We start from the raw sequence: 24,796 nt of genomic DNA, 5'->3' as shown, positions 1-24,796 counted from the left end.
CGTCAGTACAGGAACCAGTTGGTAGCATATATAACAAGAAGAACGAGAAGACACAAAAGGAATGGCAGAGTTAGCGTCTTCGCAAACTTTTTCATGAGACTTGGGTTATCAAACACCACACCTTCCGCTTCTCTTACCCTTCGCTCTTCGTCAAAATGCCATTTAATGGCTAAGTAGGCTCCTATCCCTAATACAATAAGCTTAAAAGCTCCAGCAAAGTAAGGAAAGAAATTAGCCCAACTGTCGTTCATTATCCATCTCCATCAAATTCAATATCAGCTTTGCGGTGGCAGAATCCAAGATTCATGTAGAATGCCCCCCTCAAAGTCAGACTCTCTGGCTAGCGTCAGTCTACTGCTCGAGATAGCTGTCCACAACTCTCTTTACCATATCGGCATTTATTAATTATTTAATAAATAACAAGAAAGACACTAGCACACTTGCTGAAAAGTAAGTGTCAGTTTGGATTGAAACTCATCAGGAATCGAAAATGGTCCACAGTCGACTTGTTGATCTAGTGAAAGCCGAATTACCTAGCTTTAAATCGTTCGCTAGTATAAAAATGTAGCCTATCGCACTTCTGGTCGAGTCCTAACAAACTTATGATGCATATGTCATTAGCGGTGCAATTTTAAGTTTATCAATTAGCTAAAGTTTCCCACCTTAACTGTCAGTAAGCTTGCTGTGTTTGAGACGATCTCGACATGACTAGTGTATAAATAGTATGGAGGTTCAAAGTGAAGGCAAGGCAAATTTCCTTACTAAAAATATTGTTTCTGTAATTTTATTTCAGGATTATCGAAACCATCATAAGGATAATTCGAACTAATCTTAATCCATGCTCCTTCAGTTACATTTGCTTTCTTTTACTCACTTCTCGCGACTATTAGTGGCATTTTGAGACAATTTCCTACACTCCTTTCTTTGTCTTAGTTGATATAAATCATGGTTAGAAGAAAACAGAATCACCTGTATTTCTCGATACATGAATCCAAACTGCCCGACTTTTCGTAACTAAATTACAGATAGACACGATTTTTAGTATGGCACGTTTTTGAGGAACCAAGATGTTAGATACCCTCATGCTGTCGCGGATCCAGTTCGCGGCCAATATCAGCTTTCACATTCTCTTCCCGACCATCACCATCGCGTTGGCATGGATGTTGGTGTTTTTCAAGTGGCGATATAACCGCACACAAGCCCCCGTATGGCTCGATGTTTATTACTTCTGGGTCAAGATATTCGCTCTCACTTTCGCCTTGGGTGTGGTATCCGGCATTACGATGAGTTTCCAGTTTGGTACCAACTGGCCAGGCTTTATGGAACGAGTCGGAAACGTAGCTGGACCATTGCTCGGATACGAAGTGATGACCGCCTTCTTTATGGAAGCCACCTTCCTGGGTGTAATGCTTTTTGGACGAGGACGAGTACCGGAATGGGTTCATACTCTCGCCACCGTTCTGGTTGCTGTTGGGACAAGTATGTCCGCATTTTGGATTCTGGTGCTTAACAGCTGGATGCACACACCAAGTGGCTATGAAGTGATTGACGGCATTGTTCATGTGACCAGTTGGAAAGAAGTCATTTTCAATCCTTCTTTACCGTACCGTCTTCTACACACGCTATTAGCATCGGCGCTGACTGCCAGCTTCTTGATTGCAGGTATCTCGGCTTATCAAATAATGAAAAAGTCAGATCACCGCTCAGCCAAACTTGGCCTAAAAGTCGCGCTGTTCGCGGCGGCTGGGTTCATCCCGGTACAAATCTTTGTCGGTGACCTTCACGGGTTAAACACGCTTGAACATCAACCTGCAAAAATTGCAGCGATGGAAGGTGTGTGGGAGACCGAGCAAGGCGCGCCTCTTCTACTATTTGCGATGCCAAATGAAGAAACTCGCAGCAATGATTTTGAAGTGGGCATCCCTAAGTTGGCGAGTTTGATTCTTACGCATGACTTAGACGGGGAAATCCAGGGACTTAACGAGTTTGCGCCTGACCACCCACCAGTGAAGCCCCTGTTCTTTGGTTTCCGCGTGATGGTTGGTGTAGGTGTCCTTATGCTGCTGGTTAGCTGGTATGGCGCGGTGACGCTAGCACGCAAAAAAGCGTTACCTAAACCTTACCTGTACACGGTATTAGCCATGACGTTCTCCGGTTGGATAGCCACATTGGCGGGTTGGTATGTTACTGAGATTGGCCGACAGCCTTGGTTGGTCAGCGGTGTATTGCGTACATCAGAAGCCGTCACCACGGTTGCGAGCAGTAGCGTGATGACTTCGCTCATTATGTACTTAGCCATTTATGCTGCATTGCTGGTTGCGTACATCCATACCCTATTCTATTTGGCGCGCAAAGACATTGCAGCCCATGAAGTCCCACTGACACAACAAGAGGCCTAATCATGCTCGACTATCTACCAGAAATTTATCTTCTGCTGCTTGGCTTCTCGGTCTTTATGTATGCTGTGCTCGACGGCTACGACCTTGGCGTCGGTATCCTTTTACCAAGTGATAATGAAGCGCAACGAGACCGAATGATAGCCTCTATCGGCCCTTTCTGGGACGCGAACGAAACGTGGTTGGTGTTAGCCGTTGGTATTTTGTTGATTGCCTTTCCTACCGCTCACAGTTTGATTTTAACGGAGCTCTATATGCCGACCGCCATAATGCTTATCGCACTGATAATGCGTGGCGTGGCGTTCGATTTCCGAGCCAAAGCGAACTCGGATCATAAACCTCATTGGGATTGGTGCTTCAGAATTGGCTCGCTAATCACCGCACTAACTCAGGGTTACATGGTGGGTCGTTACATCATGGGATTTGAACAATCAACCGAAGCATTTGGCTTTGCTTGGTTAAGCGCACTTTGTGTAGCAGCGGCGTACGTTTACATCGGTGGCGCATGGTTAGTACTAAAAACGGAAGGTGATTTGCAAATACGCTCGGCCCGTTGGTCTCGCCGTGCTGGTTGGTTAGCGGCCTTAGGAATCTTGGTGGTTAGCGTTGTAAACCCAATTGTAAATCAACAAGTTGCCTTGCGTTGGTTCAGCTTCCCAGAAATCTTGTTGCTTGCCCCAGTTCCGTTAATTGTGTTGGCGACCATCTTCCTCGTTGATCGCTATTTACGTCAAGTTCCAATGGTGAATGATCTGGGTGTGCGCTGGCCTTTCTTTGGTGTCACCGTCATTTTCGCGTTGAGCTTTCTCGGTCTTGCGTACAGCTTCTTCCCAGAAGTTGTGCCGGGATTAATGACCGCACAAGAAGCCGCCTCCTCGCCTGCGACGTTAATAATCGTGGGCTACGGTGTGATGATTGTTATGCCGGTGATATTGCTTTACACCTTTGTGGTATACCGGATCTTCAAAGGCAAAGCGACAGAACTTAGCTACAAGTAGGAAAGGTAATTCCTCAACAAAGCGCCGCTGCTCATGCGGCGTTTTTTTTTGCAGTACTCACGACTAAAGTATCTACCCAAGGCGACTGAGTGGAAACGCTTGAGAATGTAACGGCAGCCAGTAGTTTGTTCCTAACTAGAACGAAATAACCATTTCTCAACGATGGCGATACAGGCACAAAAACAGAAAGAACATTTGATGTTACAAAAGGTAGACCACCACTTTAAAACGCTTTGAGTATTTTTTGCGCTCAATGAGGTGCAAGTATACTTATGCTTTTTATGACTTGTGAACACTCAATTGCATGTTATGTTGCTGTTGAAATCGTACATGAAATAAGGACAAGAACATGAAGATAAGATGCAAAACGACGCAAAGCATTGAAAAATTTAACCCTGATGACCTCAATCTAAACACAGATCTCTTTGGTATGATTGCTGTTGTATTCGTGTTCATGGCTGTTTTGCTTAGCATCTAGTAGCACTACGTTCATTCTTGTGGCCGTATTCATACCTCATGTGATATGGGTGCTAAATTCTAGATTAAAGCGGATGTGCTAACCCGCACCAATCAGATTATGGCTGCCTCTGTATAGCATCTTCAATTTTGGCGTTGTATAGAGGTGAGATGTGAATAGTTGGCTTGTAGATAGAATGGCGCTTGCACCTTGAGCACTCTTGTGTACTTTCAATGACGCATTACTTTAGTGTAGATACGAAAAAAGGCCTGATAAATCAGACCTTTTAGAATGTGGCGGTGAGTGAGGAAGTCGGACTTCCAATCTATCTTATTGAAATTAAATAAATTATAGCAAGTCGACTTTCACGAATATACACTCTGTCATACATATTAAAAATGCTAAGCACGTCACATTTATTTTCACTTAGGCCGGGCTTTCCCAAAAGAGCGTATTATTTGTTTGGGACTTTCTTATGGAATGAAAACTTCATACTTCCACTCCCAACTAACCTCATGACTTTGGTCCCATCAACAGAAAAAGGATTTGGCAACAAACTAATTTGAGTATGGCTTGGGTCACTGACATTAGAAACAAATAATACGCGATACTTATTGTATTTGTCAGAAGCAAACTTCTGAGCTACAGCTACTTCTGTAGGCCCCATCTCAAATGCTTCATTCTGGCCTTGAGTTGCTTTCACTTCGTAATAGTAAGTTACTGTCTTAAGCTTAACTATAAAATCATACCCCAAGGAGTCATCTCCGTTGTCATCTGCAAATATATGATTCCGATAGCCAGATACCCAACATTCATTGTTGATCTTCATTTTGTCATGATGTCTTTTGATCCACTCAAAAGCAAAAGCTTCTCCGGCTAAACCTATTGCTGCCTTTTGCTCATTAGACATTTTTGTTGCTGAGTTTGAAGGGGCATAAGTTCCCCTACCCCCTGACTTTGTATTCACATGTCTATCAAACTCTTCGAGTTTGGCTTCTCGCTTGCCTGCATTTTCAAAAGCTGTAGTCTCCGAAAATGTTGACTTGATAGTGTCATAGAGGTCCAAATATCCTTCTTCTTCTGCAGAGTGTTCCGTGCTATTTATCATAACCACTGTTCTCTGCTTTCTGAGCTGTTCCTTCTCATGGCGCAATAACTCTTTTTTGCAAGCTATTTCATGTTCGTTGATGCCCCATGCTGACAGTTCAGAAACAGGTTCTTTGCCTGCTGGCCAATAACCGTACAGAGACAACCACATCGCTATTTTTTCAAAAGATAGTTTCCTAAAATCTAACCAGCCTTCTTTACCCACATTGATTATCGATTGGCTTAAACCACCAACAGGATCAGACCAAACTCCCGCAATTTCTTCGCTCACAGGTTCATCAGTATTATGAACCCAAGTTGAAACTACTGGCCCAATATCTTTCCAGAACTCACGTAGGATCTTATTGTTAACTTCTCGAAGCTCATCCATAGGTAGCAATTCTTCATCGGCAACGGCAAGTCCCGAAGTCCTTTCGTCCAACCAGTTCCATAAGTAATTTTCCATAACCTCATCTGATAAGTCATCGTATACATAAAACCAGCTGGAACTAGGCTCGATTTCACCTATCTCCTGCTTTAAAGCAGAGTAGTCATCCAAAGCACATAGTGAATCAAAATCGTTGAGATATAACTTCCTCAATCGATCTACGATTTCTCCCTTATTTTCCGAGAGAAAAGAGGAAAACTGCTGCCGATGCCTTTTCTCATTGGACTCTTTGACAAAACCATCACAATACTTGACCGCAGTATTTAGTTTTAATAGAGAAATATCAAACATCTCCTGAAGACTGCGCAAGTCAAACGTATCTGCTAGTTTATCCAGTAACTGCCTAGATGTTATTTCAAGTTGATTCGCTAAGGGCTCTAGTATATCGATGACTTCGTCATCACTTACCTCTTCAGCATCACTTACTATTTGATTCAACTTGTCGACTAACTCATTATTGTTGTGCACCCCAGCTAAAACTGCCGCCAATCTTAATGAGAGCTCTAGACTACCTCTAACCTCTTTTAGAGTATTGTTTAATCCATCTGACGGTACGCCAATCAACTTTTCAAATAGATCTGATAGTTTATCCCCTGATTCCAACTGCCATGATTCTTGGCATAACCTCAAAAAAGTAGCCTCAAAAGCATTGGCCAGCGACGCGTAGTTCAGAGCGTGAGCAAATTGCTCAGAGACCGCCGTGAGTATACTTATGGACACATTTGGTTCACCCGTCTGAATAACCAAAACCTTAGCATCACCCATACTCGTCACCACAGCACCATTTGATGACGATGGTAAGCTTGAGACTTTGCCCGCAATTGAAACTTCAACCTGGTTTGAGATTACAATTCTGAGTTTTCTTGCTTGAGCACGTAAATTAACAAGAGGACTCTTTGTTGCTGAAAAGAAATGCTGACCTTTGTGAGCAGCGATTAAAACTAAAAGATCTAGAAACTCGCTCCCAAAGCATTCTTCTAATGAAAACATTTCTGTTTCAGTATCTATCTTTTCGCCATCGACAATCACATATAGGTCTTCACATGACAACCTCTTAATTGAAGGAGAGACAGTTCTAATTAGGGACCATGAGTTATCGGTAAAACGTCGGTCAAAGTCGAAATAAGGTATTTCTAGGTTTCCTAGTAGAGAAACTTTCGATGGATCATCTTCATCAACATAAAAACACTTTTGATCATCTGCGAACACAGTAAAATCCACAATTTCAATTCGTTCTCCTACATTGGCAACCAAGCGAGATATGCCTTTTTCTTCAACACCAGAAGCTACCAATTTTTGCCATAAGATACTAAAAAGCGATTTAAATCGTTTCGTATCTGATTCACCAACCAAGCCGTTTTCGACGGTATCTAACAAGTACTCTACCGAATCCTGCACGTACTGCTTATCTGCTAGTCCTCTAAACCTCAATAGTCTTTGGAATTCAGATATGTTTCCCACTTCTAAAAATCTAGAAATTGCGGGAATAATGAGAGTTAAAAATCGTGGGCTGGCTTCATCATCTACGTTAAAAAGCCAAGCTTCTTGGGGAGAAACAAACGATGGTTTAGCCCCTCTTCTGGCAACTGGCATCCAAGGCATTAACTTCAAGAAAGTAGACAGAGGTGACGACAACTCGATAATATTTGTTCCCTTCCTAGAAACTCTGAAACGTAGTCGGTTCGAAGGTATGTCATTAATAGCTTTAACTAATTGATATGAATAAAGCTTTCTAATTTCTTCACTTAGTTGAGAGTTCTCCATTAAACCGGGAATGAGCCAAACATCACATCTAGCACTATAAGAAACAGAGTTATACCAGGCCTTTTCTGAAAGCTCCTCTAATTCACTTTTCCACATGTTTTTGGCTAAGTCTGATTGTTTTAGCTTGTTTGCTAGCGCAGTAGGTAGACAAGCCACGGTAGCATTTTCAGACAATCGTTCAGAGAAAAAGAGCCTTAAGTGATCCCGAACCCCTACATCTTCAAAAAAGCGAAACCAATCCCTTTCAGTTCCCGTCTCCAAACTCAATTGCTCATACGGCAAGAGAAAATTACCGAAGCGATCCATGATTTCCGTTGACTGCCCTTTAGCTCGCTTAAAAAATTGATCTAACTTAACTCCATTGACTGCATCGGACCACCCTAGGCCAAACATCGCCTGATCCGCATCTATCCATCCTGATTGAGTCGGAACATTGAATCCAGCAGACCTTGTATCTTTGGATGCTAACGCGCGTCCAGCTCCCCAAAGTTTAAAAGCCCAGACCAACGCCTTATAACGTACCAACTCATCTTTCTGCTCTCTTGTAACTTTCGCTAAAGTTCGCAAAAGCTCTCGCTTGTCATATTCTTTTACTAAACCAGCATCTATCAAAAAAGATCTAGCCTTTCTGCAACCACCATCTTTCAATGTCCATGGGACTGTTTTACTTAACAAGGTAAAGCTAGTTTGGAGTTCAACCGGGAACTCTGTCAGATCTAACTCTGCATCATCTTCATTGGTATTTACTCTGACTGGTGGGAAATAAACATCTTTAGTTTGTTTTTTACTGTTCTTCTCGTTCTGATGTGAGGCATAAACTAACTGGTCTTTTGAGTTAACTAAGAAACGACATCCACATAACCCCTCGGGAGTGCTATCAAAAGCTGCAGCGACCTCGTTATAAAAATTAGCCCACTCTGTAGGAGAAGCATGAGACTGCAAAAGATTCTTAGCCACAGCCTCAATCCACTCAGTCAGTTCGACAGATGTTGGTTTAAAATCGTGTTTTCCTATAAAAAAATTACGAATTACGTTAACTTGCTCTTCACTAAAAGCCTCATCAAGGATTGATGCTGAAGCCGAGAACGACAAAAAAGCCGGTGTCAAACAAGAATTGTCTTTACCGAATATCCGTATTGAGTCTATTGAACACCATTCCTGATCATCACTATTACACGAGATGGGTAACAACTTACGGGAAATCAAAGGTGAATCGCCCTTTGTTAAAGCATCAAGCATTGCTTCTCTGTAGGGATATTTCCAACACAATAGCTTTACAACAGCGTGTTTAGATTCACTCCAGTTCTGATTCACTAGAAACTCAATCATCGTTCCGCATAAATCAGCTGCCGTTTTAATAAAGAATTCGTTTAGTCCTACATCAGAATTAAGTGTCCGACGATCCATGGATGTATAGAAGTTTGCATTAATATAGCCAGAGAATGGGGAAACGCCATCTGAGCCAAGGGGTAAGAAACAGTATAACAATCCGTTATCGACATTCGTGTCGTCCAGCTTCACCGCAACATCAATAGATGCTTGTCCTTTCCAGTTGCTCCAACTACTTGGGAGCTCACCTAGCTCTATACTCGCGTTAAGTTCAGGTTCAAACTCTTCTTTAGCGAAAACCCTTTTAGCATGCAAATAGATATCACCAGCGACTTCAACCTTACTGATACGAACCTGCTCACTGACGCCCCAAAAGTCGAGCACTTTATGATCAAGAATCCTGTTATATCGGCCTTTATACTCTAGGCTAAATTTCTCGATGCGCTCAAAAAATAAATTTAGGGGCTCCTCTCTCTCGAGTACTTCCTGCATCTGCTGTACAACTGACTCTTGAGATTTTTTTGAAGAAAGGGGCAACCGAACAACGCTAGCAAACCCCAAGTCGGAAAAATAAGGAATAAGACCTGGACGAGCTTCTTGAAAGATAGGAAGAAACAGGCAAGGCATGTTTTCGATAATTTCATTTGCTAAATGTTTGTATTCGTCATCTAGAAGAAAAAGAACATCTTCCTCGTTTGCAAAGCGAAAACAATATCCATCAAAGCTATATCCACTATGCTGTGAAGAATAAATTTCTGGAGATTCACATATCTGTAAAACGCTCCTAAAGCCCAGTCCTTTGTTCCCAATATCTTCATTAACTGACTTGCTACTCAATGCAATATTAGTTATCGCTTCAAAGTTTTTGCTGGCAAATCCATCCCCCCTATTGGCGACATATAAACAACCAAAGTCTGACTCTTCTGGGTCAAAAACAACCGCTATCTCTCCTAATTTATCTGATTTACCATGTGCATCATGAGCATTCTGAATGAGCTCAACTAAGAAGCGCTCACCGTAATCGTCTGATACATTGAGAGACAGGTTTCTAGCACCTTCATAAACGCGAGATTTACCACGCGTTGATAAGTAAGCCTCAATTTCATCAAGTGATTTTTTATTTATAGCTCGCTGAACATCAGTGGGATTTAACAAGGCAATTTCCTTTGAAGAGGTATTGAGTATGAGAAGTCAGCCTAAGTACACCGAAGAGGGGTCAAGCCTCCTCCTCGGTATGTTTCAATGCTCAGCGTGAGTTAAAAACGCATTAGAGTAAACCTAGGTTCGAATACAGTTTTTTCTTATCAGCCAGTTGCGCACAATCGGGGAACATTCGCAGCGTAGCTTTGAGATAACCGACCGCTCCAGAGTAATCGCGCATTTGCTCACAAACCTGAATCAATTGAGTAAGCACGTGAAGCTTTCTTGGCGTGGCTTGGTTAACCTTTTCTAACAATGCTCTCGCTTCTGGATACTTGGCTTCAAGACCAAGAATGGAAGACTCTAGATACATGGTCGCGGAGTTTTCGTCTCCGACTTGCTTTCTCTGAAGCAACCAAAATTGAGCTTGATTAATATTTCTTAACTGCAGATTCGCCTTAACAATCAGCTCATACAACTCAGCAGATTGAGTAAGCTTTTCCTCAAGTAAGCATGACCTATTGTTCTCGACCACTTTTTCAAAGTCGAAGAACCTATTGTCCCGGTACAGCGCTATCAACTGCTGGTGGAGAGCTTGAAGATCCTTGCTGCGGCTGTATTCTTGAGACGCTAGCTGAGCCGCTTTCTTGTATGACTGTTCAGCCATCGCCTCAAGAACCGCACTCGACCAATCTTGATCTGGTTTTGCCTGGAAAACTGGAGCGGTAGCTCCAATCTTCAACTGTTTCTGGGTCGCTGCATCGAATGCAGACATCAAAGCCGAGATAGTTGAAAAGCGCTCCTCCGGCCTTTTTTGCATACACGTGAGTACGACTTGCTCCAAATCCGCATGGATAGAACTATTAATCTCGGTAGGGCGCTTGAAAGGTGCATGACGCTGGACTTGGGCTGGTGTATCATGCGGCAACTTACCCGTCAGCAGCTGATATAGTAAAACACCTAAACTATAAACATCCCCGAGCAATAGCTCTTCTAAACTCCCTTTACGGCTATCCACGTTGGAAAACTCAGGTGCGGAATACAACACTGTTCCACCGTTTTCCCGAGTACGAACGTATATTTCTTCCGGTAACGCAGAACTACCAAAATCGGTCAATTTAACCAGATCACGTTCACCAACAAGGATGTTATGCGGTTTTATGTCTCCATGTGAGATGGGGACAGGCAATTCAGATAAATACTGAACAGCACAAAGCACTTGTCGATAAATTCTGAACAACCTTTCATAGGTTTGGCCAAAATTGCGCTGTCTATCGTCAAGTTTTTGTGCCAAAGTCTGACTAGGGAAATACTCCATTTCAATATAGAACCATTCGTTATCGATTCGGCCCATATCAAAAATTTGTACAATGTTATCGTGAGGCTCGACTTGCAATAACTCTTTACCTTCAGCAAGCTGACGGTCTTCCCTCGTTATATCTTTAGGTATTTTTACAGCAACAATCTGACCATCATTTAAGCGCTCAGAACGCCATACCCAGCCATGACTGCCATCACCAAGACATTCGAGCAATAGGTATTTATCACCTAATCGCTTGTTTGTACCTGGTAAAAAGTGTGCTGATTTTACATTCATATCAACACCTCGTAGTGAATTCTATCCAAAGCGATAGTGTTTAGATTTTTAACAAACTGGAAACGGCTAAACACGACTTCAACATCGTTCGATGCCCTTACTTGGGTTCCCGCGGATGAAGTAAACCCTGAGCGGCAGATCTCTTTAAGTTTTTGCGTATCAGGGGCGTTCACAAGCCCCTGACTCCAAGCACTCAGCACCAAACTTTTCGGTGAATGGTCCCAACGTTGAGCTGCTTCCATTAAGTTCTTCAATTTTTCTTCAAGTTTTTGCTGGCCTCGGGAAGTGCCATCAAAGCGTTCAAACTCAATTAAACACAATGGTGTTGATGCGTTTTTATCAAACCAGCCTGAATCTGAACGGATATCAGCGCCGGAAGTGCCCGGAGCTGGGCACTCTACTACTGCCATATAAGATTGCTCATGACCATACGTATTCCAAACACTGCAGCCCAAACTATGGACCAGAACATCCTGGTCCAACAACTCTCCGCTAGTCATAAGAGGAAACGCTTCACCTACCCAAGAAAGCGCTGGCATGGGTAGATTAGCCATTAAATGACCCCCAAACTCGCAATACTTCCGGAGACTCACCGCCATGAATAAGTGCCTTGCTACCGACCTTAACAAGTAATGGGGCCGGAATAGAACGACCACATACTAAAGCTTCACCGGTTGATAAACTCGGTAACTCATCCAGGTCGGCCTTGCTGACCATATCGGAAGCTTTGGCAATAAAACGCTGATCGTCTGGGTTTTTCAAACGCATGGTAATCAACGTATTGCACTGAGAGGTAACATCTGAGTCCAATTTGGATGGGCGCTGACTCACAATGCCAAAACCGACACCAAACTTACGACCTTCACCGGCAATTTTCTTAATGATCCGATGACTTACTGCGTTACCACCAGCTGGCGCAAAGTTATGGCCTTCTTCGTACACAATAAAGCAAGGGCGAAGTGGGTCTGTTTTGCTTGAAGCCGCTTTTAGAATCTCACTTGAGAGCAGAGCACAAACAACTTGCTTCGCGGTATCACTCAAGCCTTGTAAATCGACAACGACCAACCGGCCTTGTTGATTACTTGGACGACCGACCATTTTGTAAATGTCAGTTGGCTCAGCCATCGTTGCACTGTAAAAGCTTTGAGCTTCATTTAGCACACGAGAGAGCTTCATTGATGCTACAGCAGCACTTCGACCTGACAAGGCTTTAGCTTCCGCTTCAGAGAGATCGTCCCACTCTTTAAGTTCTTCAATACCATCACCTAAGAAGTAGCGTAGGCGGTTAATATCACGTGGTTCTGTCTTATCCACTGAGCGCCAATAGCGAATAGCCACATCCAACACACGTTGTTGCGGCTCGGTTAGCCCAGGTAAGATCTCGGCAATATCGTCCATTTCAAAATGGTCGAATTGAAGCGCCAGTGGTGTGTTTTTGCTGGCATATTTGTGTTTAAAAGATTCATGCTGTGGCGAGAAAACTTTAATGCCCGCACCTGCAGCTTGTAACTTTTCAAAAGTATGTTTAATCAGAGGTAACGCTTCTTGATCGCGCTTATCGTCTGTTGCATCCAAAAGGCTAGAGAATTGCAGATTACCACCAGCCAGAGCTTTGCCGTATTCACCGTGAGGGTCAAACACCACGACAGTACCATTGTTAACGGCAACCAAGCGCTCAATAATACGGCCAACTGTGTAAGACTTACCTGAGCCTGTCATCGCTAGAACAGCCATGTGCTCAGTCACTAGCTTGTTTACATCAATAAAGACCGGAACCGTATTTTCACCTTTGTCGTAACCAACCAAATTACCCAGGTGCAAACTGGAGTGCTCATTGAACTCGTAAAAGTCACTCAAGAACTGAAAATCGACGGTTTCAACTGCAGTACCAGGATTAAGCGGGCGACGCGGGATCTTGATCTGACGAGAAACAGGATCGCGGTATCCCACCAGCTCTACCTGCGCAAACATGTTCTCACCAGTAACATTGGCTCCTGGCAATAGCTCCAACTCAGTCACGCCATCACCAAAGCCTGCGTTGTAAAGCATATTGGTTCGGCTGATCTTCGTTACACGGCCTAATACGGCCACTTGCCCCTCGTCTTTACGCTCTTGGTGCATAATTCGAACAAATTCACCACGACGCACTGAAAACGAATCTTGCACCACCATAGTTAACTGGCTGGCATCGCCGGTATTACCGACTAATTTACCTAAAACTTTATAAGCCATTGTTCAATCCCTCATCCAAGCCAGCCAACCAGCCTGCTTCAATATCATTATTCTTAAGTGCGCCGTGCAAACCTTGACGGTAAAATTTGGCAAACTTCGGCAAAATGCCGAGCTGCTGATAGCCTAGTAATTGCGGCAAAGGCATGGCATTGCCTTTGTTCTGCATATCAAGCACCATCAATCGAGATGCGACTAAATCAAGATCTGCGCTCTGCCAATCAGGTTCATCACCAGCTAGCTGCACCATTTTGATTTGGCCACCACGCGCGCTGCGAAAATGAAAGCCAATTAGGCCTTGCTTCGCTTCGACACTTGGTTCTATGCGGTTCTCTTGTTCAGATAAACGAAACGCAATGGTCCGCGAGTAGTTGCCTAAAATGCCATTAATAAAACGTAAATCCCCAACACCCACTAAGCTTTCGTCCAGTCCAGCCAGATTTTGCATTAACTCACTAGAGAAACCGTCCGAATCTAAAATCTGCTTTCGCCCCTGCTCAGTGCGTAAATCTTGTTTGGCAATACTCACAATTGCACTAAAACGCTCGGCCAAAATGCTTGCTAACACCACCCCCGTCTTATTCCATGGGAACAGCTTTGCACGGTGGTTTTGCCAAAAGGATTCTATTGCTCGCTTGGTTTTATCATATTCCTGCTTATGGCGAACATTCCGCTCCAGTGGCGCCATATCGCGCGCTAAAAACAGAGGGGTATCAAGTAAAATTAAATCACAGCGCTCTTGGCTCAACAGTTGTTTCTCAACCAACTGATACGCCTGGCGAATTTCAATCAGGTCAAGCCGCTTTCGTTGCGCTTCGAAATCAATATCATCCAGTTCAGATACTGAATCACTACCAGAAGTACTGACCTTGTTTTCTTCTATCAATAAATCTGTTCGTACAGCTGCGCTGGCATAAATAAATCCCCCTAGAGCTTTATCTAGGCACGATTTAGTGGCGATACCCGCCACGCTTAAATTCACTACCGTGGGCTTAGGAACAGCCTTAACTAAACCAGCATCACGAAACAGTGGTGCTACCTGTTCAATATCACGAATTTGCTTGAGTAAACGCCCCGCACTGCCTGGTAAACGAAGCTGACTGTCTATGGCAAGTGATTGCGCTAAATTCATTGTTTTATTTTCATTCATGCTTATAGCGCTCCCGTATCTAACTGCTCGCTGAGTAGCGGTGCATAAGCCCAAAATTGCGAGGCTTGTAAGCTGGCTTTGCCCGAATCAGTTAATCCTGCTTCATTGATAAAACCGTGCTGCTGCAATGTTTCGCTCCGCTTGATGGCATCAAGACTATTTACATCAAACATCAACTTAACTGTGTCATTGTCAACAAGTGCCGCCAGGCTCTTACCGTGTCCGGCGTAAAGCAGCAACAGAACAACCAAATCGTATTTGTTAGGCAAATACGCCGCCAATTCTGCTTTTTCCTCAGCAACCGGTGTTGCGACGCCTGCATGATCAACGAACCAGTTTAACCAGCCGACTAAAGCCTCAGTATGATCAAGCAGATTTAGCGACCACAAAGGCAAAGTCGTCACTGCAAACAAACCACTATTGCTGTGTTTTCGGACATAGCGAGTATGTACCACATCACCCGCCATATGCTGCCTCTGATCTGCACTACCAGCAAAACCAACAACGGCTTGGTTGGTTTCACTTGCCAGCACTGCCGTTAATCCTGCGTCTTCAGAGATCAAGCTAGCGGCTGCAAATGTCCAATCCAGCGTTGGTTGCAGTTCGGCAAACTCAACATGCTGTTCAGGCTGCGGGTTAATAACTAAAGCCGAACACCCCGTTTGCATCGCCCATTGGAACAAGCCAATTAAAGCTTGTTTCTCGTTCAACTCTTCAGCTTGCACCAACAACAAACCGCTGGCTGGTGGCGAGCTAAGCCACTCCGTATCGAGTGGTATTGCTCCTGCAACCGTTTGTAAAAAGCGCCCTTTACGATTGCTAGCCAATGCCGACGACAAATAAAAGCTCATCGCATGACCTCTACAATACTGAAGCAAAAGTTAAGCGCATTTTGACGATGCCTTTATTGACTAAACCTTGTTGCTGCTCAGGTGTTAACATCGGCTCTTGGTTTTGGCTTAACGCATCATAAACCGGCTGCCATTCTGCCAGCGTTAGCCCAGTGCCTTGTAAAATCGCTTCACCTTGGTTTTGCCAATCTGATAGGGTTTTATCACACACCATCACAAGCTCACTGACTCCTAACTTGTCCACATCGGCGAGAGTTAACTCAGCAGGCAGTGGTTGCTGCTGCGAAACCAGTAGTGGTTTTAATAGAGGCAACCAACTATTTACCTGAACGATGGCATCGCGTTTTACAGCTGCAAGGTTATTTTCAATATTGTTCAGTCGACCTTGAATAGGCGCAATTTGTCCACGCGCCGATTTCATTAGCTCTTCCGGTAAATCACGTAATCCCGCGAACTGACCATTGCGCAAACTGGCTTGCATGCTTTGACGTTTACTTTCAGCATCAACAGGTAAATCAGCAATTGCGTCTTCAATCAATTGCAACTTCATTACCAGTTTGGGAAGTTCAGCAATATCATCAGCATATTCATACGCAGCAGTTGCACTACTGAGCAGTTGCTGTAGTTTTTGAGCACGTTGGCTTTGCTCATCTAAGTTATTGATCAGCTTCTCAAAGCGCTCTTTACAATTTCGGTAGCTGGATAAAATACTGCCTTGGATTTCAGCCACCGGTAACTGCTGTTCCGTGTGCAGATTTAACCCGACTTCGGTAGCAAGGGCAGAAAGCTTATCTTGCGCTTTACCCAAATCGAGTTTGCGCAGGTAGTGCAATAAGGTATCGCTGCCCGCCTGCTGCTCCTTTTTCCCCGTTGCGCTGCTGGCATCCTCTTTTAAAGCACCATCTAAAATATGCCCAACCGTGCGCAATGTATTGGTATACAAACTTTTAGGGAAATGGCTGAGTGTTGCACAATCTGCGTCAACATCATTGATTAAGTCTGTGAGCCGATTACTGATGCGCTCAGCGTTTCGCTCAACAAACTCAGCAAATAAGCAAGCCTGTTCAACTCGCTGGTAAAGCGAGGTGCCTTTGTCTTCCAAATCCAGAATATGCGCATCTTTAAGCGTAGGTTTGCTACTGTTCAACGGCTTAACTTTGGCTACCAAGTCCAACACTTCAGCGCGCTTATTAACAAGCCCTGCTAAAATATGAGCCTCACCCACTTGGGTAATCTCTTCCAGCTGTTCTTCTTGTTGCTTAAGAGCACTAAAGAGTGTTTGTGCTTTTTCCAGCTGTTCTTTGGCTTCTACCGTGGCGTAACCCAGTTGGTTTTTACCTAGCGGCGCAAAGACTTCATTGATGCGTCCATAGCCATACACGCGGCTCATTACTTCTACTTTGGCTTTGTAACTGTCTTGGTCGTTACCACTGAACCAGTTTTGCGCCTCGGTAATCGCATTTTCTAAACGGGAACGCGGGTAGCTTTCCCACGTTGCTTGTTTTTCGTTTGGATTGGTTAAAGTGAGCAAATTCAGCTCGCCACACCACCACATCCAGTCGTTGAATACACCTTTGGCGGTAATATTGGTTTCAGCAACATAGGCAAAATAGAACTGCTGTTTAAATCGTTCGAACTGCCATTTATGCTGTTTGTTTGGGTGAGCAATACGCGCTAAAAACAGCGGGATTTGTGCTTGGCTGCGCTGTACATTATTTAGCTCTGTAAACAACCCAGCGTGCTCATCAGCGGTATAACCCTTCGCCATATAGCTGCCTGGCACTTTGAGTTTATCTAGCAAACCGCTGAGCTCATCCACCGGCACACCATGTTGCTGCTGCAAATCCAGCACACCGTTAAGTTCTGGGTGTGCGATAGCTAGCTGATACCAGCCTTTGAACAACAGTTCGCGATCATTTTGCGATAGCTTGCCGTCCACTTTTAGTGGCCAAGCAATTAAACCGCGCTTTTGCAAACGCTGGCGCCATTTATGGATTGCCTCGTTGGCAAAAGTACTCAGAGCATGCAGCTTGTTTTTGAACTTAGCCGTGAAACTCTCGGGACTCAAAGACACGCCATGCTGTTGGCAGACTTCCACACTTAAACCAATACGCTCTAACTGATCCGCTTCACTTGGGTTCACGTAGTGCAGCAGTATCGCATCGCGCAATGCGTTGTTTTCTTCAAGACGGCTATATTGCTCCATTAAATGCGCAGAGGCCGTGAGTGCCAATACCGGCATACGTCCAGACTTACGGCAGTATTCGGTGGAAAAAGAATGAAGATTCTCCAACTCGTTTAGGTTACTCACCCATGCAAACAAGGCTTTACCTTCTGAGTGCAACTTAAACCCTTCCAGCGTGAAGAGGCCACCTTGGCGGCTTCGCGGTTCGGTTAGAATCGCCAGTGGCGCATCGTCTTGCCCGGCTTTGTTGTCCAACAGGCTCTCGTCATAGCCCCAGTTGTTGTCCAGCAAACGCACAAAGCCAGTTACTCGGGTTAACGCTTTTATGATTGGCTTTTGGCTGCTTTGTTTACCCAGCGCCACCATTGCCTGTTCGTGACCATCGCCCATGCTTGGGTCTTTAAAGATCAACGAGTTCTGTTGTGCACTTCGGTAGCGCAAATCCAAGCGTAATAACATGGCCACGCTCGGGCCAATGTGAGTCGCTTCGCTGGCATCTAGCTCGGCAGTTTCTCCGACCAACTTGTGCCATAGGGCATCGGCGGCAAATTCAATGGCGGGGTGATCGTACAGTAAGCTCAATAAGTACTTAAACTCACCTTTAGACAGCGGTAATAACACTGCACCTATATCACCACTGGCAGCCTGCTCTTTAATCGAGAACGTACGCAGGTTATCCAGTAAGGTATCTAAACTGAGCGCTTGTTCTACCGCAGGGTAATACCATTCATCGTTGTCGCGGCGAAATTTAGCTTGCTCTAGCGCTTGACGACACTGCAAGCGGTCGATGCTCAGCTTTCGATAGTGCGCGGCTATCGGCTCTTGATCTTCATTCTTCAGTGCCAAAAGTTCAGTTGCTTGGCTCACCTCAGCCAAACGCACAGGTAGCTGGCCATACAGCAAACTTCGGCACTGGCCTAATAATGCTCTATCGCGAGTTTGAATTCCTTCTATGGCGCCTTTATCGAGCACGTGTTTGGCCACACGGCCAGAGCCAGCCAAGACGGCTTCAAACAATTCACCCACATCATTAATGCTGCGGTCCGCTTGTTGATATTGGCTAAGTACCGCATCCACATTGGCCATGACCACGTTAAACCAACCAAAGTTAGCGCCACTCATGGCATAGGCGGCTTCGACCAAACCAGCAGGGTAATCAAAACCCAGTTTGCCATCTTTTAGTAGGCTGGCTACATAGTCTGATACATCGGCAAATGCATTGTGCTCTAGCTCGACCAATTCAAAGCGGCGCGCCACTGATTGAATTTCTCGCAATTGCTGACCCAAAAGTGGCGAACATAGCGCCACATAACGTAACCAAGGCAGTTTACGGCGTGGATCTTCTTCTTTAATGGCTTTACCAATTAAGCGAATGGCTTGGCCATCGAGGCGTTTGTCTTGTTCATCTTCCAAACCAAAGGTGGCGGCTTCGGCCACGGTTTCTAGCTCATCGAGTACGACTAACACATACTGCACACCAAAACGTTTGAGCACCTCGTAAGCCGCTTGCACTAATTCAACCACCAGGGTTTGGTCGGTGTATAGATCTTCTTCGCTGTGCTGTTTGTCCAGCTGCAGCGCCTCTGCCAATAGTGCAGCAGTAAAGCCAAACGGCATTAGGCGTTCGTAGGCTTGTTTAGCGATCTCACTTTGAATGGAGCCATCAAAGGATTGGGTCGCCAGTGGCAATAGCGCCTGGTACAAACCAAAAGCAAACCAGTTATCGGAGTTTTGATAGTCTGATGCGACCTGCGAATAACGAATATACAAAGCCAAATACTTGTCTTGCGCTTCGCTATTAAACAACTGTTGATCGTGCAATTGGCCTTGCTCGTCACGTACAAACCACCCTTTCGAGCAGTCGTTAATTTGCGCCACCAGCTCATGGCCTAAACGAGATTTACCGCGCCCCCACTCCGCCTCTACGGCAAATACATGGGCGAAACGATCATCGTCATGGTCAACCGTGTGTAAAAAGGTTTGAAAGCGCTTAAAAAAACGACTTTGACCAACCAATGGATCACGCGGTGGATAGTCCGATACACCCGTCGCCGCCCAGCGGTGTTGCTTGGCTAGCTTATCGACGACGACATCATCTAATTCAAAACTCATCACGAAAATCCTTTAACTGTTTATTCTGTTAGCCGAGCTGGCACTTTTTTATTGGCATAGCTGGTTTGCGCCAGTTGCTTAATCGCCTGTTGTAAATGTTGGCTTTTATAGCCAAACAGCGGCGCTAGCGGCAGGCTGTAACAGGCATCGCTAAAATCGGGGTGAATGCGGTACTGGCCGAGTTCGCCTCGGCCTGCTTCAGTGAACTGCCAGATTTTGTTTGCCAGTAGCTCGGCAATTAATGGGCTAAGTGCACGATTCAATCGCTGAATATCTTCTGCGCTATTCGTTAGCTCGGGGTAAAGCGCAATATTCAACTCGCCCTGCAACTGCGTTAAAAACTCGGCCAAACTGCCTAGGCTGACTTCATCACCATCAATGCCTTGCACCGCCACGTTCACTTGGCTTGGGGAAAAGGCATTTTGTCCGGCGGGCAGAGTCAGTAATAAACCGCCGCGCTGCTCGGCAGCCCACGCATCTTGCACAAAACTCACTAGGCTTAATAAAAACCACCAAGGCTGGTGGGCGAAGCGCTCAATAAGCTTCGCCTCATCATTGACAGGACGAGATACCAACAACCAGTCAGCATTAGGGTTGATCGGCTGATTGAAGTTGTATTCGCTAAGCAAAGCGTCCGGCAGTGCCTGCAAACGACCTTGGCACCAGTTGTTGGCGAGCTGTTTTGCGCTAAGATCGACCGGTTGGATAGGCGTTAAGGCTTCAGTTTGCTCGCCCAAAGAGTGCAACTTAAAACAGGCACGCAAAATGCGGCATAACGCCGGAGTGGCAGCGTTATCGTTTAGGCTGTGGCCGAATAAGTCTCGCTCTAGTTGAGCCAAGGGTCCCGCCGCAATTTGTGGCGTAGCCCCGGTGGTAACACTTGTGTTTTCCAACCGCGCTAACACCCACTCACTGGCATTGCCCAATTGTTGAATGAGTTTAACCAACACCTGTGAGTCACTCATGGCTCCGGCTTCACGGCAACGGGCAGCGGCTAAGTTTAGCCAATGCGAGCGCACTTCTGGGTTTAAACCCAAAAGTGCTAATTGCCATTCACCTATTTGGCTGAGTTGGCTGTAAGCATCAAGCAAAGGGGCGCTTAGGCAATAGGCGATGCTCTCTCCCTTTAAATCACCATCTATATCACCAGCTACAATCGGCTGCAACAGCTTTTCTAGCGCAGGAATGGCTGTCAATAACGCTGCGGCTTTATCGGCTGATAACCCGCCACAGGACAAAAGCTGGCTTAGTAACTGGCAACCGCTTTGGGCGATGTCGTGGGATAACAGGTTACTGACTTGCGCGTTACCGTCCATGTTGCTCGCCACCATAGCTACTCCTCAGTCTCGGCTTGTGCGGCGCTTTCCAGCAAGCGGTACAGCTCATCGATATCACTAAACAGTGGTGTCGCATCGGCAATACCGTAACCTTCGCCGCTGAGTTTGCTTAAAATCGCTTGGTCTAAGGAGTTGTCGCCATCGTCCAAGGCTTGCTGGGCTTGGATGAGTTGTTGTTCAGTGAGTTGGCCTTCGATTAGAGCTTCGACTAGGATTTTGGCAACTTCTGTAAGCTTTCTTGCGCATACATAAGCAAATTGCGCATCCAGTAGCTTTTGGCCCCTGCTATCGACAAAATCTTGTTCAAATTCAGGAACAATAATGTTTAGTGGTACATCATCATCAATCGCAGGGTATGCACTTCCCGAATTCCAACGCATCAACTGAGCGGTCGCGTCATCAGTTCTTAACCACGAGTGATAAAAAGCAGCTTGTGCTAAAGACGAAAAGCGAAGCACGCTAAAGCCAGATGTCGCAACCATTTCTGAGTCAGTTACGCTATCAACAATAAATCCAACATTCTTGCGATTTGGCCTTACGGTGGAAACCAGCACATCACCCTGCTGGACCTTTGTTTTAGCTCGTGAGGGTGCTCCAACTGTTTGCGTTCTTGTTGACGAAACTTGCCCCGTTGTAATGTCTAAACCGCCAATCTCATAATACTCAAACGTTTCAGCCTTCTTTTTATTCCATGAATCTTTGATTTGTTTTGCAACCAATCCAAGACGATTACAGCCTTTAGCCTTCATTTTACGTTCTAAAGCGATGTAATCTGGATGATAAAAAAGACTATCCAAGCGTTCTGGGACTATGTCCTTCGCTCTATAACTTTTAGCCTCATATCGTTGGATTTCACGAATATATGCTGGAAGTAACTCTGCTGCTTGTTGCTGTATAGACTTCGCCCAAGCGCGAAGTTGCTCTGCTTTGCGAACTTTATCTCCGATATATTTCTGAGATTGTTGGTCAAATACAGGCACCGGAAGCCGTTTAACATGCTCGACAGATAAATTTAGCTGCCCCGTACTCCCATATACTCCTTTTTCTATCAACCTGTGACCAATAAAAGTGCTTAAGAATGCGCAAACATAAGCACTATCAGCCTTATCAATGGAAATTTTAAAAAGAGAATCATTAGTGTAAGCACCAGCACCCAAATATAAGCCAGCTCGCCCAATAGTTCCCGTGCCCTGCCTTGTTAAAAGAACATCACCTGTCGACACTTTACTCTTCAGGTTTTTTTTTGCCCACTCCTCATCTACGCATGTATCGGTGAAGTCACTCACTACAATTTCACCAACTTGCTTGGATTTGAGGCAAACTGGCCCTATATTTGCGTAAACAGGAGTTGAGCCCTGCTGAATTTTAGAAGCGCACAGCTGTTGAAGTGTTTTATTTCGTAACTCAAAGATTTTCTGATACGAGATCGTAATATCTGGCCTATAAGTCTGTGCAGTTAAAAAATCTTGTAACTCTGAGGGAGCAATTTTGTTTATATGAAAATTTTCTCGCAAATCATCAACAGCCATCATTCACCTCGCTTATAAGCCGAAACAATCTTATCCAGATCGTTAGCAACACCGGCGTTGTAATCTTCGATATTGTTTTTCACCAAATAACCTAAAGTTTCGGCTACCGCCATAAATACGTCAGTTTGTGGCTCAGGTAAAAACTGCTCCGGTTGATTTGGGTTAACATAGCGTTTTTGTAAGTACAAAATAGAAGTTTTTGCGTTTGTTCCAGATAGTTGGAAACAGTCACTCGGTAAAGAGATCACAGCTTTTACGATGGCTTTACCGCCAACAAACTCACCGGTTTGCTCATCTTTTTTGCCCATTATGTATTCACGAACATAACGGTCGCCCAAGTTACATAAAATCCCATCGGGCAAGACAATCATTAAACGGCCACCGGGTTTAAGCAGTTGCAAACACCGGTCAATAAACAGCACTGCGGGATCAATGGTGGAGCTTACAGGTTGCCAGTTCCCTTTGCTGTCAGGTTTACTACCAAGTGCCAAACCTGCTGGGCTAGGCTGCAGACTGTAAACTGGCTTTTTGTCGGTACCGCCAGTACGGCGTAAATCTGTACGGTAACCGGCCCATTTTGGGTTGCCATGCTCATCCAGCTCTAAATCGCCAGTATCTACCCACTTCATTTTTATGTGGTCGTAGTATGCGTTGTAACTATCGACGACTTTTTGCGCAGGGCGAATACCCCCTAGAATTTGCTCCATCTCGTATTCATAGTTCTTCTTAGATGCCTGACTGTTTTTGTCTTTGCCAAATTTTGGTGTACCAAACGGTGGATTAGTACAGATCAAGTCGAAACTATTCGGTTTAAGAGCTGGAGTGTTTAAAGAGTTGTATGCATGGATAATTTGCGCTTTAGGCGCGTTTTGCAACGCCATATTCACACGCGCAAGCATTATCATATCTGTGGAATTGTCAGCACCTGTAAATGCAGTATCTCTCAGTTTTTTCTTAAGATTTACTTTCTCATCATCACTTAGGCCACCCAATTGAACATCAACAAGCGTATCAATTTGACTCAAGGCAACTGAGCCAAAGCCAAATGAACCACAAGTAGGATCACAAAACTTGAAATCACCATTTGAAAGTTTGGCCATGATGGTATCGTCATTGGCAATGTCGTGCATTGCAATTTCGATCATTGCTTGCTTTACTGGGTTTGGGGTCAGGTAAACACCTAGCCCACCTTTAGATTCAAAATTCGCACGTAAGAAAACGTCAAAAACTCGGCCAAGCAAATCCCCAGACACATCTCCCAAGGTGCCTTGTTCTTTAACGGTTTTACCGTCGTTAGACTTCACAGGCCCCAAGTTTTGAATTGCCTCGAGCAAGTCAACATAGTTTTCTGGTACAGAAAGCTTTAAGTATTCGTCTTCATCAAATATGCCATTGGGAGTCCCATCATCCGCAGTCACAATGTAATCTGGATGCGACTTAAGTGATTTAAAGGCTACTTTAATTTGAGATACTGCCTTTTCCCCATTATCGCGAACGTAGTTATGGTCAAATACTTCGTTAAATAGGCAAGTGTTGCCCTCATGATCGATAAATGTTAGGTCCTTCGGGTGATGAATACGAAAGCTCTCTAAAAACAAAATCTTAGCAACTTCATATATAATGCTGTTTTTGTTCGTCACCTTATCTCGTCTAACCCTATATACGCTTTCATGAAATGCATCAAAGCGTTGCATCAAACGGGTATAAACTCGCATAGACCAACGAAACGTAGGATCTCGCTCTAAGCGGTCAAAATTTCGCAGCTCTTCTAGTGTTGGAAGTGCATCAACGCCATGGGTGCCGTCTGAACCATCCGCACCAAAAAGGGCAAGAATACGATGGTTGTTACCGTCTGCTACAACAGCGAACACAGGCCAGTCGCCTTCAATATCACTTAACAGCTGATATGCCAAATCATCAAATTTTGCAGTATCAGCGGCATATTCCCAATGACCTTCAAGCAGGGAAACCAGCATCACTGGTGGCGTCAAGTTACCCTCGACCAATCCTTGAATAAGGCCAGCTTTGGCAAACTCATGCTCCGGCAGTTCTACTAATGGCTGAGTGAACTCGCTATGCTGCGCCACCAGCTTTTGAAATTGCTCGTCGAGCGCAACGGTTGGGTCTATCTTTTTTTGTTTTGCCATGATGTCTTCTTAAAATCTGTTCTCTAATGATCATTTGAGTT

At 44.8% G+C, this 24,796-nt stretch carries 14 protein-coding genes; 3 read left to right on the top strand and 11 right to left on the bottom strand.

Translation table 11 applies throughout. The features are described 5' to 3' along the window. Positions 1-2 precede the first annotated feature (2 nt). Complete coding sequence (locus R7Z50_RS04305; protein ID WP_005378271.1) at positions 3-251, bottom strand: hypothetical protein; 249 nt, start codon at positions 249-251, stop codon at positions 3-5. Positions 252-1,067: 816 nt separating this feature from the next. Here R7Z50_RS04305 and R7Z50_RS04300 point away from each other — a divergent pair. The 3 genes from R7Z50_RS04300 to R7Z50_RS04290 all read left to right on the top strand — a co-directional run bounded on the left by R7Z50_RS04300 (position 1,068) and on the right by R7Z50_RS04290 (position 3,872). Continuing rightward, positions 1,068-2,399, top strand: a complete 1,332-nt coding sequence (locus R7Z50_RS04300) for a cytochrome ubiquinol oxidase subunit I (protein ID WP_206969718.1) — start codon at positions 1,068-1,070, stop codon at positions 2,397-2,399. Positions 2,400-2,401: 2 nt separating this feature from the next. Continuing rightward, the gene (locus R7Z50_RS04295) at positions 2,402-3,394 is read left to right on the top strand and encodes a cytochrome d ubiquinol oxidase subunit II (protein WP_053307466.1); all 993 of its coding nucleotides are present in this window, start codon (positions 2,402-2,404) and stop codon (positions 3,392-3,394) included. Positions 3,395-3,743: 349 nt separating this feature from the next. Next, on the top strand, positions 3,744-3,872 hold the full coding sequence (locus R7Z50_RS04290) for a hypothetical protein (RefSeq protein ID WP_005378275.1): 129 nt from the start codon (positions 3,744-3,746) through the stop codon (positions 3,870-3,872). A gap of 433 nt (positions 3,873-4,305) precedes the next feature. Here R7Z50_RS04290 and R7Z50_RS04285 read toward each other — a convergent pair whose 3' ends face one another. The 10 genes from R7Z50_RS04285 to R7Z50_RS04240 form a co-directional block, all read right to left on the bottom strand. After that, positions 4,306-9,633, bottom strand: coding sequence for a sacsin N-terminal ATP-binding-like domain-containing protein (locus R7Z50_RS04285; protein WP_318148905.1), 5,328 nt, complete (start codon positions 9,631-9,633; stop codon positions 4,306-4,308). 112 nt (positions 9,634-9,745) lie between these two features. After that, positions 9,746-11,215 carry a serine/threonine-protein kinase gene (locus R7Z50_RS04280; RefSeq protein ID WP_025888136.1) on the bottom strand — a complete coding sequence of 490 codons (1,470 nt, stop codon included), beginning with the start codon at positions 11,213-11,215 and terminating at the stop codon, positions 9,746-9,748. Continuing rightward, positions 11,212-11,769 carry a hypothetical protein gene (locus tag R7Z50_RS04275; protein ID WP_198596168.1) on the bottom strand — a complete coding sequence of 186 codons (558 nt, stop codon included), beginning with the start codon at positions 11,767-11,769 and terminating at the stop codon, positions 11,212-11,214. Before R7Z50_RS04275 ends, R7Z50_RS04280 begins: the two co-directional genes overlap by 4 nt. Continuing rightward, positions 11,762-13,447, bottom strand: coding sequence for a helicase HerA domain-containing protein (locus R7Z50_RS04270; protein WP_017188276.1), 1,686 nt, complete (start codon positions 13,445-13,447; stop codon positions 11,762-11,764). Before R7Z50_RS04270 ends, R7Z50_RS04275 begins: the two co-directional genes overlap by 8 nt. Then, the gene (locus R7Z50_RS04265) at positions 13,437-14,594 is read right to left on the bottom strand and encodes a hypothetical protein (RefSeq protein WP_026000123.1); all 1,158 of its coding nucleotides are present in this window, start codon (positions 14,592-14,594) and stop codon (positions 13,437-13,439) included. The genes R7Z50_RS04270 and R7Z50_RS04265 overlap by 11 nt, the downstream gene beginning before the upstream one ends. A 2-nt stretch (positions 14,595-14,596) precedes the next feature. Beyond that, positions 14,597-15,445, bottom strand: a complete 849-nt coding sequence (locus R7Z50_RS04260; protein ID WP_318148904.1) for a hypothetical protein — start codon at positions 15,443-15,445, stop codon at positions 14,597-14,599. Between the two features lie 10 nt (positions 15,446-15,455). Next, positions 15,456-19,742 (bottom strand): hypothetical protein, encoded by a 4,287-nt coding sequence (locus R7Z50_RS04255; protein ID WP_318148903.1) that lies wholly within the window; start codon positions 19,740-19,742, stop codon positions 15,456-15,458. Between the two features lie 20 nt (positions 19,743-19,762). Beyond that, positions 19,763-21,073: a hypothetical protein gene (locus R7Z50_RS04250; RefSeq protein WP_318148902.1), complete on the bottom strand. Its 1,311-nt coding sequence runs from the start codon at positions 21,071-21,073 to the stop codon at positions 19,763-19,765. Between the two features lie 2 nt (positions 21,074-21,075). Continuing rightward, positions 21,076-22,611, bottom strand: coding sequence for a hypothetical protein (locus R7Z50_RS04245; protein ID WP_318148901.1), 1,536 nt, complete (start codon positions 22,609-22,611; stop codon positions 21,076-21,078). Next, positions 22,608-24,755, bottom strand: coding sequence for a class I SAM-dependent DNA methyltransferase (locus R7Z50_RS04240; RefSeq protein ID WP_318148900.1), 2,148 nt, complete (start codon positions 24,753-24,755; stop codon positions 22,608-22,610). The genes R7Z50_RS04245 and R7Z50_RS04240 overlap by 4 nt, the downstream gene beginning before the upstream one ends. Positions 24,756-24,796: the final 41 nt, after the last annotated feature.

The organism is Vibrio sp. 1249-1 (genome assembly GCF_033340495.1).
Note: the sequence above shows the minus strand (reverse complement) of the source record. Positions and strands in the feature narration are given on the sequence as shown.

Excerpts from the sequence above, each read along its gene's own strand:
- R7Z50_RS04305 (WP_005378271.1), bottom strand. The coding sequence starts at position 251 with ATGAACGACAGTTGGGCTAATTTCTTTCCTTACTTTGCTGGAGCTTTT.
- R7Z50_RS04300 (WP_206969718.1), top strand. The coding sequence starts at position 1,068 with ATGTTAGATACCCTCATGCTGTCGCGGATCCAGTTCGCGGCCAATATC.
- R7Z50_RS04295 (WP_053307466.1), top strand. The coding sequence starts at position 2,402 with ATGCTCGACTATCTACCAGAAATTTATCTTCTGCTGCTTGGCTTCTCG.
- R7Z50_RS04290 (WP_005378275.1), top strand. The coding sequence starts at position 3,744 with ATGAAGATAAGATGCAAAACGACGCAAAGCATTGAAAAATTTAACCCT.
- R7Z50_RS04280 (WP_025888136.1), bottom strand. The coding sequence starts at position 11,215 with ATGAATGTAAAATCAGCACACTTTTTACCAGGTACAAACAAGCGATTA.
- R7Z50_RS04275 (WP_198596168.1), bottom strand. The coding sequence starts at position 11,769 with ATGGCTAATCTACCCATGCCAGCGCTTTCTTGGGTAGGTGAAGCGTTT.
- R7Z50_RS04270 (WP_017188276.1), bottom strand. The coding sequence starts at position 13,447 with ATGGCTTATAAAGTTTTAGGTAAATTAGTCGGTAATACCGGCGATGCC.
- R7Z50_RS04265 (WP_026000123.1), bottom strand. The coding sequence starts at position 14,594 with ATGAATGAAAATAAAACAATGAATTTAGCGCAATCACTTGCCATAGAC.
- R7Z50_RS04260 (WP_318148904.1), bottom strand. The coding sequence starts at position 15,445 with ATGAGCTTTTATTTGTCGTCGGCATTGGCTAGCAATCGTAAAGGGCGC.
- R7Z50_RS04255 (WP_318148903.1), bottom strand. The coding sequence starts at position 19,742 with ATGAGTTTTGAATTAGATGATGTCGTCGTCGATAAGCTAGCCAAGCAA.
- R7Z50_RS04250 (WP_318148902.1), bottom strand. The coding sequence starts at position 21,073 with ATGGTGGCGAGCAACATGGACGGTAACGCGCAAGTCAGTAACCTGTTA.
- R7Z50_RS04245 (WP_318148901.1), bottom strand. The coding sequence starts at position 22,611 with ATGATGGCTGTTGATGATTTGCGAGAAAATTTTCATATAAACAAAATT.
- R7Z50_RS04240 (WP_318148900.1), bottom strand. The coding sequence starts at position 24,755 with ATGGCAAAACAAAAAAAGATAGACCCAACCGTTGCGCTCGACGAGCAA.